The organism is Anaerosacchariphilus polymeriproducens (assembly GCF_003363435.1).
In the GTDB taxonomy this organism is placed as follows: Bacteria; Bacillota; Clostridia; order Lachnospirales; family Lachnospiraceae; genus Anaerosacchariphilus; species Anaerosacchariphilus polymeriproducens.
In genome coordinates this window covers 100,732-113,963 of sequence record NZ_QRCT01000051.1, presented here as the reverse complement: position 1 = coordinate 113,963, position 13,232 = coordinate 100,732, and the positions used below count along the sequence as shown (strand labels likewise).

Sequence of the window (13,232 nt, the reverse complement as noted above, 5' to 3'; positions counted from 1 at the left end):
TAAATTATCTTAATAAGAGGAAGGTCATATGAGAAAAACACAAATGGTAATATTGGCCGGTGGTTCGGGAAATCGATTTGGAAGCACGATTCCGAAACAATATGTAAAGATTGCCGGCAAAACAATTTTGGAACATACAATTGAAAAAATAGAACACAGTAAATATATTGATTCTATCATACTAGTGGTAAGTGAAACGTATTTGGATTATGTGAAAAATCTGGTCAAGAAGAATGGGTTTCAAAAAGTTGCCCAAATAATAACCGGCGGTAATACGAGACAGACCTCATCTTATGCAGGAATCTGTGCTTGTGATGAGGATACAAAGAATGTATTGTTTCATGATGCCATTCGTCCATTTGTTTCCCATTCTATTTTAGAAAAGACAGTTCAGGCTCTTGAACATTATAAAGCAGTTGATGTTGCTATTCCATGTGCGGATACTTTGATACAGGTTGATGAAGAAAATTTGATTACGCAAATTCCTGAGAGGAGTCGGTTTAGAAGAGGACAGACGCCACAAGGATTTCATTTGGATTTGATTGGTAATGCTTATCAAATGTATCTAGAAGAAGAAAATTTAAGTGTAACAGATGATTGCGGAATCATTAAACATTATCAACTGGCAGATATTTATGTGGTAGAAGGGGAAGAACAGAATCTGAAAATCACTTATAAAGAAGATGCATATTTAGCAGATAAATTGTTTCAAATTCAATCCGGAACTTTGCTGGAGGATCAGGAAAAAAGACTTATGCTTAAGCAGCAATTAAAAGACAAGTGTGGAATTGTTTTTGGACATACCAGTGGAATCGGCAGGGATATTTTTCAAATGGTAAGTCAGTCCGGCGGAAGTGTCTACGGTGCTTCAAGGAGAAGTTCAACGTTAAAAGGTTTTGATGGTCTTGATATTTCAGAAGCAGAACAAGTAAGGGATTTTCTGCAGGGCGTGTATGAAAAGGAAGGCAGGATCGATTATATTGTTAATTGTGCAGGTGATTTAGAAATAAAGGAATTGGAAGACATAACGGTAGAAGAGATTGACGCTTTGGTCGGAGTGAATTATTTAGGGGCGGTATATGTAACAAAAGAGGCAATCCCTTATCTAAAAATGACTCAGGGGAGTCTGGTCCTTTTTACGTCCAGTTCTTATACAAGAGGCAGAGCTTCATACAGCATTTATTCTTCTACTAAAGCAGCGATTACCAATTTCGTGCAGGCAGTGGCTGAAGAAACATATGAAGATAAAATCAGGATTAATGTAATGAATCCGGAACGGACGGATACTCCGATGAGACGTAAAAATTTCGGGGATGAACCGAAAGAGACGTTGTGTCCAAGTGTAAAAGTGGCAGAGGAAACTTTATTGACACTCATGGCTGATTTCACCGGGCAGATTGTAGATGTCCGGCGTTAAAGTATGCTAATTAGACAAAAAGGAATTCACTTCAAAATAATCAACGCCTGGAAGCAATCTGTTCGCATAAAGTAGTCCCTCCGGAACAATTTAAACGGTACAAATCTAAATAGTCATCACAGGGCCCTTTTTCTACTATATAGTTAATCATTTCTGATCTATAAGCCATGAAAAATATATTTTGATTCTGATCAGTGACCAGATTGATTCCACTATAATCATCCTGCCCGTTAGGAATGTTGTTGAAGTTAAAGCTGCAGATAGGTTCGCCAAAACTGCATGCAGGGTCAGTTAATGGTTTATTACTTTCATAAACATCTACATTGGCGTTATCTAAGACGGCTAAGCAGTAATATTCTTTTCCGTTCTTGGTATAATTAGTAATTCCTACACCGCCTGCTTTTCTAGAGTTTCTGGTTATTCTTAAATTTGTTAGCTCTGTATTGTTTGCGATATCATAAAAACAAACATAAGACCCTTCAGGTTCAGGTTCTCCGGAAGATTCTATTCCCACGACCAATGTATGCTTAACATAAACTATGCTATTTAATAATGATTATATGAAATTTTATAGTTGGCTTTTTATAATATATTTAGGCTGATAAAGGTAACCGATAACCCTTTGTTATAATTATACAAGTTTATCTTGCCACAGAGACAATATATGCGGAAGAAATCCACAGTAACTATAATTCAAAAGGGAGAAGACACATATGAATATGTACGTTGTGTTCAGTTAAACCATATGGCAATATTGAGATTAGATAACATCGAGGAAAACTATGGTTGAATAAGTTTTGTTATATGATATAATTATTATTATCAGTTAAGAATTTATCGAGGATATTTATGGTGTAGTTGCCCTCAATCCTAAGAGAAAGGGGGCGGTGCCGATATGACACTTGAAGTATTGACATTATGCCTAGTGCTATTTGCATTTGGCAGCTTTATAGTTGAACTTATCGCCCTGATTGTTGAAATAATCAAATTACACACAAAAAAATAAGTATCCTCAACCCTCACAAAGTTTAGATACTTATTTTTAATCAATCGAGGGTATATCTACAACATAGATATCCTTTTCTTAACTTGATTATATCAAAGGATACTTAGATTTACAAGTATCCTTTTTTATTATATCCAAATTTACATAGTTTAAAAGTTATGGTGCACAGGATTATACATATAGGACTGCTTTGTTTGAATTATTGAAAATTTATTATAGAGGATTTACACTTATCAAATATAAAGATTATTGGGAAATCTTAGAATTCAATTGTCAATTGGTACTGTTATAACATTTTATGTTCTGAGATAGAGTAAGAGGAAATAATAAAAGATTAAATTGACTTGCAAATGTAGAAATGACTTGAAATTTGCTGAAAAATCTTGTATAATAGAAAAAAATGGAACAGTTTACAAAAATAAAGTAAAATGAAAGAAAGTGGTGATTGGTATGGGAATTTCCGCAATCGGAAGTTATGGAATTGGTTATGATAATCTGGCCTCCATGTCCTCAATAACAACAGCCGCCGATAATCCTTCAGGTTTAGCCATAGCAGAAAAATTAGAAACAGCAAAGAATGGATATGATGTTGGAACAGATAACGCGGCCACAGCAAAGGATGCTATCAATGTTGCGGATGGAGCATTAGCCAGCATAACAGATAATCTTCAGCGTATGAGGGAATTGGGGGTAAAAGCTTCTAATTCTGCAATTTATAATGCGGAAGATTTAACAGCGATGCAAAAAGAAATAGAACAGTTAAAACAGTCGATTCAGGATGCAGCCAAAGGTACAGAATTCAACAAAAAATCTCTTTTAGATGGAAGTATGGCTGATATGAATATTGCTACCAATCCTGACGGCAGTGGTATGAAAATTAAATTTGCAAATTCAACCTTAGAGTCATTAGGAATAGCTAATTTTGATGTCACTGGAAACTTCAATTTGGATGATATTGATAAAGCCTTAGAAACCATATCTTCAAGTAGAAGTGATTTGGGAGCACAGAGTAATTCGTTGGATTCTATTATGAATTATAATCAAAATGCTTCTTATAATATGACAGCTTCCAAAAGCACTCTGGAAGACTTAGATATTGGAAAAGCCTTAACTGAGAAACAGAAGGATAAAGTATTGGAGCAATATCGCTATTTTGCACAAAAGGCACAAATTGAAAATAAAAGTAAATCTTTATTGATGCAGAGAATGTTTGGATAATATCATAATAAAGTAGAAAGTCATTGTAGGTTTTGTTGATTGATGCCTGCAGTGGCTTTTTTGTGTGAGTAGGTTCTTTTCTGTAAAATTCATACTAGAGAATAAATTAAGAAAAGATATAATGATAATTAAGTTGTTTTATATTGTTTGTTTGCTAAAATGTGTTAATGAAGTATAAAAAGAAAGTGGGTAGCTAAGCTATTCAAAATTTTGAAAGGTATTAAGATATATATGAAAAAGAAAATAACTATAATTTGCTTATGTTTAGTTACTGTTCTCGTCTGTTTTGTAGCATATTTACAGAAAAATCAAAATGATGAATTAGAGTATTCAATTATTAAGGATAATACGAAACTAGTTAATTGGAAAAAGGAAAAGGATAAGTCACCTGGTCTTTATTTAGCATCATCTAAAAACAAAACAGATTATATTATTTATTACAATAAACTGGTAAATCAAAATGATTACTGCTTTTTTTCTTTTAAGGTTGAATATAAGAACCGGAATTTAAATGTTTTTATTAATAAAAATTTGGCTTCTAATGATGAATATGTAGATACTACCTTGCTGGGGGAAGTTTCAGTAAATAGTAAACCGGAAAAAGTTAATATTTATGTGGATGATGTTCTTACTAGATTTAGAAGTGAAAATTTGGAGATATTCCCATAAAATGGTTTGTGCAAACGATTATGTCGAACATTTCAATGAGCCTTAAGCAAAACGAATATCAGGAAAGCCTTCTATTCGTTTAAGTCTCATTTCCATGGCATAAGAGTTTGCACAAATCATTTTATGGGAATATTTTTCGGAAGGTTAAGGCGGCTTCGGTTTGTTTGGTTTGAGTGTTGTAATGTATATATATAATCTACTAAGAAACGGCTTTGAATGAACTTCATCTGTTAAAGAATACAAAATACTAGCAAAAAGTGCTTCTATAAATCTCCTGATTTTTTAGTCTTTGAATTTATATTTAGGGAATCTTATAACTGAAATGGATTTTTGTTTGAAAATCTTACTTGTTTGAGAGTTTACTGGAGTTTGTGGGAATTTAAAAACTTTACTTAGTATTCAATGGAAATGGAATTTATTTGGTTCCCTTAAGGTATGAAATAAAGAGAAAATAGATGGAGCAATCAATATATTGTTAGATAATTCGACCGCTCCTTTGGAATATTTTGTCTTGGAAGTGGATAACAAGTTTGTTATAATATAGACGAGGGAATGAGGGACAAGAGGAGAGTCTGATTTAAAAATGAAACTTCCAAGTATTTTAATGCTTAAATAAGATAGATGAAAGCCTTGCATAACTGTTCCTAACAGGGATGCATTTTTTTGTGAGAAGATTTCAGCTTGGAAATTATTACAAGAATGAAAGTATAAAGGAGAGGATAAATAGGAATGCAGGAAGGAAGAATATTTATGGTAAGACCAAGAAAAGTAAAATACATACGAAATATTTTAATGTTAGCAATCGCATTACTGATGCTGGTTGGGATGAAGAATACGGTTTTTGCAGAGACGGCAACTTTGACTATTGATGGAAGCAACGTAAATCCATATGTGTCCTCCAGCGGGAAAGGAAGTTTGGGAGGTACCTGGAGTTTTGTTCCGGCAAATGGAATCAAGAATGCAACGTTGACGTTGCATAATTATAAGGGAAAGGAGATTGATTATAGCTACGCTCCCGGAGATTTTGATATTGTATTGCTCGGAAATAACGTGATTAATAGTATTACGAATACAACAGGTTTTGGTATTTACTATGAATCTGATGGAATCTATACGATATCCATAAAAGGAACAGGGAAATTGACCATTCATTCTTTTTATCATGGTATTGAATTTGATAGTAAATATAGTACCAATGACCAAGGTGCCAAGTTAGTATTAAACGCGAATGTTACGATTCATTGTGATGGAGGAGCTCTTCGTTCTGGTGGAAAAGCCTATATTAACAGTGGAACACTAAATATAGTGGCGAATAGTTTTAATGCTGTCATTGTGAATCAGTTTATTCAAAATGGTGGAAACGTGACCGTAACAGGAAAAGGGCCATATAGTGCTGGTGTTTACTTGGGGGGGGAGAATTCCCGGTTTGAAGCCAATGGTGGAACCTTAGTGGTAAATTCTTTTAGGCGGGCTATTGAGGCTTATAAGGGAGATCTTTATTTTAATGAGGGGAGTCATGTGACAGCAACAAGCATTGACAGTTGGGATGCAGCACTTTATTCTTTTTATGGGCAGATTCACTTTAATGGCGGAGAGGTAAAGGCTTATGCGAAAGCTTTTAATGCATTTTATGCAAGAAAGGATCCTAACAATCGGTTTGTATACTTTGGGGATTTTAATCCGGGGAGGAAGATGGCTTACTTTGAAGGAACACATTTTAATACACTAACTCGGGTAGATTGTTTATCTTTGGGAAATGGATCTATGGCTGGGTATAGTTTAGCGGATGCCATTTACATTTTACCGAAATGGAGGGCATCGATAAATAGTCAAAAAAATGTAGTAATCAAGCTGACGAATCTGACACCGAAGTATGGAAGTGGTCCAGCCAATTCCGTTACAGGCATTAGAGGGGAAACGGTCAAGGTGAGTGTCCGTTGTGCCAAAGGGAAAAAGCTGTCAGCTCTTTACTATTATCAAGTAAAGGAGCCAAGTAAGAAGACTTATATTGATTTAAATAAAAAAACGTTTCCCATGCCAGACTATGACGTTGTTGTGGCAGCCAAAGTAAGGGATACGGTAAAAGTATCAAAAATCAAACTGAGTAGGACAAAAGCGACGCTTCGAAAAGGAAAGAGTTTTACGTTACGGACTTCAATCCGACCAAGCAATGCGGACAATAAAGGAGTGACTTATAAAAGTTCTAATAAAAGAGTGGCAACGGTCAGTCAAAGAGGTGTGATTACTGCAAAACGTAATGGTACTACAACAATTATTGTAATGTCAAAAGATGGAGGCAGGAAGAAAGCGACTTGTAGGCTATCGGTTGGTTATCAGATAGATTACAAATTGAATGGAGGAAGAAATCCAAAATTTAATCCATCTACTTATTATAAGAAAAAGATTACGTTAAAGGATCCAATTCGTAGAGGCTACCTGTTCAAAGGGTGGTATACGAATAGGCGGATGACAAAGAAGATAACTGGTATTTCTAAAAGAAGTAAAAAGAACTATACGTTATATGCGAAGTGGAGGAAAGTGAAAGCACCGACTGCACCAAGGACTACAAGAGCTGTGAGGTCAGGAGACAGAATCGCAGTGACTTTAAAGAAACAAAAGAACACGGATGGTTATCAGATTTTTTATGCAACGAATGCGACATTTACCAATCAGGTTAAGAGTGTTTCTACTAAAAAGCTCACGAAAACTTTAAAGGGCTGTAAAAAGGGAAGCAAATATTATATCCGTGTAAGAGCATTTCAGAAAGATTCCGCAGGGAAAAGGATTTATGGTGCTTATAGCAGGGTAAAGATGGTGAAATAGTTATGAGAATAATTGCCAAGTTTATAAACAATGTTTGCTTCAAATGCAATCAGTTTATTAGAAAGTTATTTAATTAAATTACTATAAAGTAAGATAAGAAAATTTTATAAGAACTATAAAGGAGAGATGAGTCATTATGAGAAAGTTATATAAGAGGCTGCTATCACTTGCAGTTGCGATCGTGGTGCTGTTTCACAGTGTTCCGATATATTCTCTGGAGGTTTTTGCTGATCAGACGGAGGATGAGGAGCAGACCAAGGATGAGGATCAAGGTGAGATCCGGATTGAGGAGTTAACAAAAACACCGGATACTGTGTGGAGCAATCAGGATGTTACCATTACAGGAAAAATAAAAGGCGGGAAGTCTTCACAAGATACGCCTTATCGGTATAAATATACGAATAATAAAGACATGTATCGCTTTTTTTATGAACATGATACCTATGAGGAAAGCGGTCATGTGATTGCTGAAAATGCTGAAGATCAAACGATTCACATTCCGATCTACAGTAGTACCGAAGCGACCTATTATATCTGGGCGTATGATGGAAAAAAGAATAAATCTGATTTAAAGGTCATTGATGTGAAAGTTGATAAAGAGGCTCCTACGGTAGAGTCGATTCACAGTGATGCGGATGCAGACCCCACCGGGAAAGATGTGACCATTAGTGGGAAGGCATCGGATGCTCACTCTGGTTCCGGATTAAAGGAAATACGGTATGGGGTAAATTTGGAGCGTTATGAATTAGACACTTTTGAAACAAAAGCAGATGAAGTTTATACGGCATTTCTGGACAAAGATGGAAGGTACTCTTTTCTATTAGATAATACTACATATGGTGATTTATATGTCTGGGCTTATGACCAGGCAGGGAATAAGACAGTCACACCTCAGATGATACGGGTAAACGTGGATAAAACTCCTCCTATTATCAACAAGATCACAGACACAGCCGGAGGTAGCTGGACAAATGGAGGAAGTGAACAGACCACAGGCTGGGGTAAGGATAAGGTAACGGTTACGATTGATGCGGACTTAGATCCTAATATCGATTCGAATAGAAACCATATCGTAACTAAAATTCATTATGGAACCTCAGAGAATTTAAAGGAGACACAAGTAATTAAAAAACCTGTCAACGGACAGTTTACATTCGAAGTACCGGCAGGGGAAGAGGGCGTGGATGAGACCTATTATATTTGGGCCGAAAATGATATCGGTTGCATTACAAAAGCCCCCATCCCCTACAAATTCCAAATCGACACCCACTCCCCGGAAATTGTATCGTATGAGTTCTCCCCCATCCATGACAACCTAGCGTCCAAGTTCATCCGCTGGCTGACCGGTGGTATCTTCTGTAAGGAAGGGGTCAAGGTGACGGTAACGGCCACCGACGAAGACCAGGAAGACGATGACGTGGTAAGCTCCGGGATGGAGTCCATCACTCTTTATGGAGATGACAAAGGACAAAGCGGCGTGTCTGTAATCGGAGAAGCTACCGGAGAAAGTCTCGTGAAACAAAAGAACGGCACTGTAAAGGCCTCGTTTGACATTGCGGGAAAAGAAGGCGAAGTGTACCGGAAAGTCCTTTCTGCGAAAGTAAAGGACGTCGCAGGGAATGAATCTGCTGTGACAAAGCCAAGTGACATCGATGAAGAAAAGGGCGATGAGATCGTGGTGGAGAAGACCAGCCCAACGATTCAGATCGAAAAGAAAAAAACAGGCGCTTACAAAGAAGTAGGGACCGGAGATATTTATTATCATGGAGAAGCGAGCTTCAACCTTTCCATTTCCGATGTGGATTCCGGACTGCAGTCCGTTGAGGTGATGGTCAATGGAAAGAACATCAAAAAGGACAGCAACCAGCAGCCCATTCTGACGGAGAAGGAGAGCAAGGACAACAAGACGGTGCTCGACCATGTGGCGTATACCGTAAGTACCGGTTCGATTCCGGCAGAAGACGGCGGATACCGCATCCAGGTAAGAGCCACGGATAATGCCGGAAATACCGGGATGGAGACTTGTGAGGCGAAACAGGATATCACGCCGCCTGAGATCACAAAGATCTCGTTTGCCCCGCACGGTACGGACATCAAACATCCGGGGATCATTCGAACCGTAGACTATGGGTACTTTTTCCAGAAGGATACGACCGTGATTCTCGAAGCAAAGGATAATGAGACCGGATCCGGTGTGGACAAGATTTCTTACTATACGGTCGATTACAGCTTTAACAAAAATGGAGTCCCTTCTGCATGGAAGGAAGCAGACGTGATCGGAAATAAGATCCGTTTTGAGATCAAAGCAGGCTTCAAAGGAAAGATCTTCGCCTATGCGAAGGACAAGGTCGGAGAAAAGAGCAAAACAGTCAGCCCGAACGCGGTGATCATCGAATCTTTGGAGCAGCATCAGAAGGATGCCAAACTTACGATGACGATTCCGGAGAAAGTGAGCGGGAAAGACCAGGCAGGAAATGACCTGTACCGGGGGGATGTGACCGTAGACTGTGCGTTTGGCGACAGCCTTTCCGGTCTTGCCAAAGTGACTTACCAGGTGGAAGAAGTAGACACCGGGAACGTGACGCAGGAAGAGACGATCGTCATCGGGGAAGAGGGAACGATCCGTCAGGGAAGTGCGCAGATCGTAGAAAAGGATGAGAACCTGGTGACAGAGCTGGCAAAGAGCATCAAAGTGGCGAACAACCGCAACAACATCAAAGTCCGTGCCGTACTCACAGACCGTGCCGGCTATGAAACAAGAGAGGAACGAACGTTTAGCATCGATAAGACCGCACCGGTCCTTGCAGTCACGTATGACAACAATTCCTATGATAAGGAATTCGAATCAGAGACACAGTATTACAAAGAAGGAAGAACGGCGACGCTTACCGTGACGGAACGAAATTTCAACGAGGCAGATGCGAAGGTGACGGTGACAAACAGTGAGGGCAGTGCGCCTTCCATCAGCGGCTGGACGAAGCATGAGAACCGTCAGGATCCGGATCAGACGACGTATACGGCGACCATCCCGTATCAACAGGAAGGGGATTATACCTTTGCCATGAGCTTTGAGGATTTGGCCGGGAATCAGGCGGCGGACATCCCGCAGCAGAAGTTCACGGTCGATACGACGGCACCGGTCATAGAAGTCACGTATGATAATAACCAGGCGCAGCGTGAGACATTTTATAAGGAAGGGCGTACGGCGACCGTGACCATAAGGGAGCACAACTTTGAGACCAGCCGTATCAAGACGGTATTGAAAGCGAAAGACCAAGGAGCGGCACCGGGCATCAGCAGCTTTACCAGCAATGGGGATGTCCATACGGCAAGCATCCGCTTTGAGGACGACCAGGTCTATACCTTTGACATGGATTATACGGACAAAGCCGGGAACCAGGCGGCAGACCTTAAGGAGATCACGTTCTGTGTGGACAAAACCAAGCCCGCTCTGACCGTAACGGGAATCAAGAACCATTCGGCCAACAGCGGAAGGGATGCAGAGAAAAAAGAGACGAACGTAGGATTTGTCCTTGAGGCATCGGATGAGAATTTCGCCGGTCTGACCCCGCACTTAAACCTTGTGACGTTAGAGGGAATCCAAAACTGTGATGACTTACTTGGCAGTGCACAGGCAGTTGAAAACGGCCAGCGTTATGCCGTGAGCAACTTAAAGAAGGACGGAATCTATCTCCTGACGGCGACCGTAACGGATCAAGCCGGAAATGAGAACAAAGCAGCAAAGGTGACCGAGGCAGATGGCAGGGTACAGGAAGCAGAGCAGATCGTATTTTCAGTGAACCGCAATGGTTCGGTGTATACGCTGGATGAAGCGACCCAAAAAATCAATGGCTCCTACCTGACCAAAGAGCAGGACATCATGATTCAGGAGACCAACGTGAATTCCTTAAAGGAGAGAACACTGACCTTATTTCAGGACAACCAGACGAAGAGCCTGAAAGAAGGAGAAGATTATCAGATCCAAAAGACAGAAGGGAACGGACAATGGAACCAGTATACCTACAAGATTTTCAAAAAGAACTTTGTAAATGACGGTTATTACAGCTTGGCGTTGTATTCGGTGGATGCGGCAGACAACCAATCGGAGAACAACATGGATACCAAGGATATGGAACTACGATTCGCGGTAGACAAGACGGCACCGAAGGTCATCGTGACGAACCTTTCTGACCGGGAAGCGTATCAGGAAGAAAAGAAGGACGTGACCATGGTCATCGATGATAACATGAAACTGCAGGAAGTTAAAGTTTATCATACTACTTATAACGGAACCGCTAACGAATCCGCCTATGGGGAAGCAGCAGAGACTTGGGACAACGAGAAGATCCAACAGATGGTGGCAGGAAAAGAGGACTTTACCTTCCCTATCGATGGGAACACGACGCAAAAACATAAGGTCAAGATCGTAGCGGTCGATGCGGCGGGAACGGAAAAAGAAGTGGAAGTGAAAGACTTCTATGTGACCAAGAGCTGGATTATCGGCGTAAAGACGCAGGGAAAGAAGGCCCTTCCAATTGCAGGAGGTGTTTTATTGCTTGGAGGAATCGGAGCAGGCGTAGTGTTCGTGCTTCGTAAGAGGAAGGTTGTTAAGGTGAAATAGATTAGATTAAGATTTTGGTGTGAACTAGCTGATTGATAGCTAGTTCATTCTTATCAAAAAAGAAAAAGAATAAACAGATGTGATAAGATGAGGAGAGAGAAAAGAAAAACAGTAGTAAAAACGAAAGGGAGTTCGATAGAACAAAGTCTGATAGAAAAGCAATTACTGAAGCTGGAAGCAGTTAGAATAAAAAAAGTCTTTCTAATTTAACTGTTGAAAAAATAAAATAAGTATAATAAATGAGATAGTTATCAAATGTTAAAATAAGTAGACTGTAGTAAATAGGTAAGTGAAATTGGAGTTGTAAAAGTATAAGTTAATTAGTAGTGATTTTCATTCTGAACAATATATAATGAGGTGACGTATCATGATAAGCTATTTAAGTAAGATATCAGGTAAAGAGTATAATAAATTAAGAAAGGCAGTTGGATTTATTGAGCTTGATGAACAACAAGCCGAGAGGGGGATAAAGCATACTACCTATATTGTAGTTGCAAATGATGGAGAAAAGGTCGTAGGCATGGCTAGGGTTTTATTCGATTTTGGTTATGTAGCGTAATATTACAGATGTAATAGTGATTCCAGAGTATCAAGGAAAGGGTATTGGAAAAAGTATGATGGAGAGAATATTGTAATTTTTAAAAGAACATTCAATCGAAGGTGAATATATGATATATGCATTAGATGTGGCAAAGGGGAAAGAAGATTTTTATGAACAATTTGGATTTGTGAAAAGGCCGTATGAAAATCTAGGAGCAGGTATGACAAAAAAATCTTAATAGGTAGTGCCGATAAGCTGGAAAGCGAGACCGTTTCAAGTTTTGTGTAAACACAAAAAACTGCCCCTACTTACATTACACAAACTTCGGGACAGTCTCTCGGGAAATGGTGGAATTTAATGGTAAAAAACCTTCCACTGGCTTTCTTTCTCCGGTATACAGAATTAAAATCATATTACTTTTTCTAAAATATAATTGAAATAAGATGTCTTATAACTTATTATATTAACTTTAGCTTCCATCCCGTTTTTAATTTCTGCAATATTTCCATTTTTGTCAGTTAAAATATTACTATCAAGGCTACAAGAAGCCGTATAATATTTTTTACCGCTATTTTGATCAAATACGACATCATCACTTATATTATCTATTGTCGACTTTATTACACCGTAATCACTTCTTGCTAGAGATACTATTTCTATATGAACTTCATCATTTTTCTTAATACGACCAATACTAGTATTTTCAATATATATATTACATACGTTATGACCTCTATCAATCACACCAGAAGTAGTTATTGCAACTTCTTTTTCAGCATACAAAGACCATGTTACAATACCAATCAAAATAGCGGTAATGATATAAACAATATATTTTAGAAATTTATATGAACACGACGCTAAGTAGCTATTCATAAAACTTTTAGCATCTGTTAAATCTTCTAGGTTTTCAATTTTATATCTCATTGGATTCCTC

11 protein-coding genes are annotated in these 13,232 nt (G+C 38.6%); 9 read left to right on the top strand and 2 right to left on the bottom strand.

Features of this window, described 5'->3' with window-relative positions; genetic code table 11:
* The first annotated feature begins 28 nt into the window (after nucleotides 1–28).
* Nucleotides 29–1,417 carry a 2-C-methyl-D-erythritol 4-phosphate cytidylyltransferase gene (ispD, locus tag DWV06_RS17950; protein ID WP_115483597.1) on the top strand — a complete coding sequence of 463 codons (1,389 nt, stop codon included), beginning with the start codon at nucleotides 29–31 and terminating at the stop codon, nucleotides 1,415–1,417.
* A 40-nt stretch (nucleotides 1,418–1,457) separates the two neighbouring features.
* On the opposite strand, the gene DWV06_RS17945 is transcribed toward ispD, so the two are convergent.
* The gene (locus tag DWV06_RS17945; RefSeq protein WP_115483596.1) at nucleotides 1,458–1,931 is read right to left on the bottom strand and encodes a hypothetical protein; all 474 of its coding nucleotides are present in this window, start codon (nucleotides 1,929–1,931) and stop codon (nucleotides 1,458–1,460) included.
* Nucleotides 1,932–2,312: 381 nt separating this feature from the next.
* Here DWV06_RS17945 and DWV06_RS19145 point away from each other — a divergent pair, with 381 nt between their 5' ends.
* The 8 genes from DWV06_RS19145 to DWV06_RS19140 all read left to right on the top strand — a co-directional run bounded on the left by DWV06_RS19145 (nucleotide 2,313) and on the right by DWV06_RS19140 (nucleotide 12,389).
* Nucleotides 2,313–2,423, top strand: coding sequence for a putative holin-like toxin (locus DWV06_RS19145; RefSeq protein ID WP_408608170.1), 111 nt, complete (start codon nucleotides 2,313–2,315; stop codon nucleotides 2,421–2,423).
* A 450-nt stretch (nucleotides 2,424–2,873) separates the two neighbouring features.
* On the top strand, nucleotides 2,874–3,641 hold the full coding sequence (locus DWV06_RS17940) for a flagellin (RefSeq protein WP_115483595.1): 768 nt from the start codon (nucleotides 2,874–2,876) through the stop codon (nucleotides 3,639–3,641).
* Nucleotides 3,642–3,872: 231 nt separating this feature from the next.
* Nucleotides 3,873–4,310 carry a hypothetical protein gene (locus DWV06_RS17935; RefSeq protein ID WP_115483594.1) on the top strand — a complete coding sequence of 146 codons (438 nt, stop codon included), beginning with the start codon at nucleotides 3,873–3,875 and terminating at the stop codon, nucleotides 4,308–4,310.
* A gap of 750 nt (nucleotides 4,311–5,060) precedes the next feature.
* The gene (locus DWV06_RS17930; RefSeq protein ID WP_162300678.1) at nucleotides 5,061–7,133 is read left to right on the top strand and encodes an Ig-like domain-containing protein; all 2,073 of its coding nucleotides are present in this window, start codon (nucleotides 5,061–5,063) and stop codon (nucleotides 7,131–7,133) included.
* Between the two features lie 136 nt (nucleotides 7,134–7,269).
* Nucleotides 7,270–11,754 (top strand): Ig-like domain repeat protein, encoded by a 4,485-nt coding sequence (locus tag DWV06_RS17925; RefSeq protein ID WP_115483592.1) that lies wholly within the window; start codon nucleotides 7,270–7,272, stop codon nucleotides 11,752–11,754.
* Between the two features lie 87 nt (nucleotides 11,755–11,841).
* The gene (locus DWV06_RS18930; protein ID WP_268877883.1) at nucleotides 11,842–11,964 is read left to right on the top strand and encodes a hypothetical protein; all 123 of its coding nucleotides are present in this window, start codon (nucleotides 11,842–11,844) and stop codon (nucleotides 11,962–11,964) included.
* 157 nt (nucleotides 11,965–12,121) lie between these two features.
* On the top strand, nucleotides 12,122–12,313 hold the full coding sequence (locus tag DWV06_RS17920; protein ID WP_115483591.1) for a hypothetical protein: 192 nt from the start codon (nucleotides 12,122–12,124) through the stop codon (nucleotides 12,311–12,313).
* Nucleotide 12,314: 1 nt separating this feature from the next.
* Nucleotides 12,315–12,389, top strand: coding sequence for a GNAT family N-acetyltransferase (locus DWV06_RS19140; RefSeq protein WP_115483655.1), 75 nt, complete (start codon nucleotides 12,315–12,317; stop codon nucleotides 12,387–12,389).
* Nucleotides 12,390–12,703: 314 nt separating this feature from the next.
* Here the strand turns inward: DWV06_RS19140 and DWV06_RS17910 are convergent, their stop codons facing one another.
* Entirely contained in the window at nucleotides 12,704–13,222 is a 519-nt protein-coding gene (locus tag DWV06_RS17910) for a hypothetical protein (protein WP_115483590.1), read from the bottom strand.
* Between the last annotated feature and the right edge of the window lie 10 nt (nucleotides 13,223–13,232).

Excerpts from the sequence above, each read along its gene's own strand:
- ispD (WP_115483597.1), top strand. The coding sequence starts at position 29 with ATGAGAAAAACACAAATGGTAATATTGGCCGGTGGTTCGGGAAATCGA.
- DWV06_RS19145 (WP_408608170.1), top strand. The coding sequence starts at position 2,313 with ATGACACTTGAAGTATTGACATTATGCCTAGTGCTATTTGCATTTGGC.
- DWV06_RS17940 (WP_115483595.1), top strand. The coding sequence starts at position 2,874 with ATGGGAATTTCCGCAATCGGAAGTTATGGAATTGGTTATGATAATCTG.
- DWV06_RS17935 (WP_115483594.1), top strand. The coding sequence starts at position 3,873 with ATGAAAAAGAAAATAACTATAATTTGCTTATGTTTAGTTACTGTTCTC.
- DWV06_RS17930 (WP_162300678.1), top strand. The coding sequence starts at position 5,061 with ATGGTAAGACCAAGAAAAGTAAAATACATACGAAATATTTTAATGTTA.
- DWV06_RS17925 (WP_115483592.1), top strand. The coding sequence starts at position 7,270 with ATGAGAAAGTTATATAAGAGGCTGCTATCACTTGCAGTTGCGATCGTG.
- DWV06_RS18930 (WP_268877883.1), top strand. The coding sequence starts at position 11,842 with ATGAGGAGAGAGAAAAGAAAAACAGTAGTAAAAACGAAAGGGAGTTCG.
- DWV06_RS17920 (WP_115483591.1), top strand. The coding sequence starts at position 12,122 with ATGATAAGCTATTTAAGTAAGATATCAGGTAAAGAGTATAATAAATTA.
- DWV06_RS17910 (WP_115483590.1), bottom strand. The coding sequence starts at position 13,222 with ATGAGATATAAAATTGAAAACCTAGAAGATTTAACAGATGCTAAAAGT.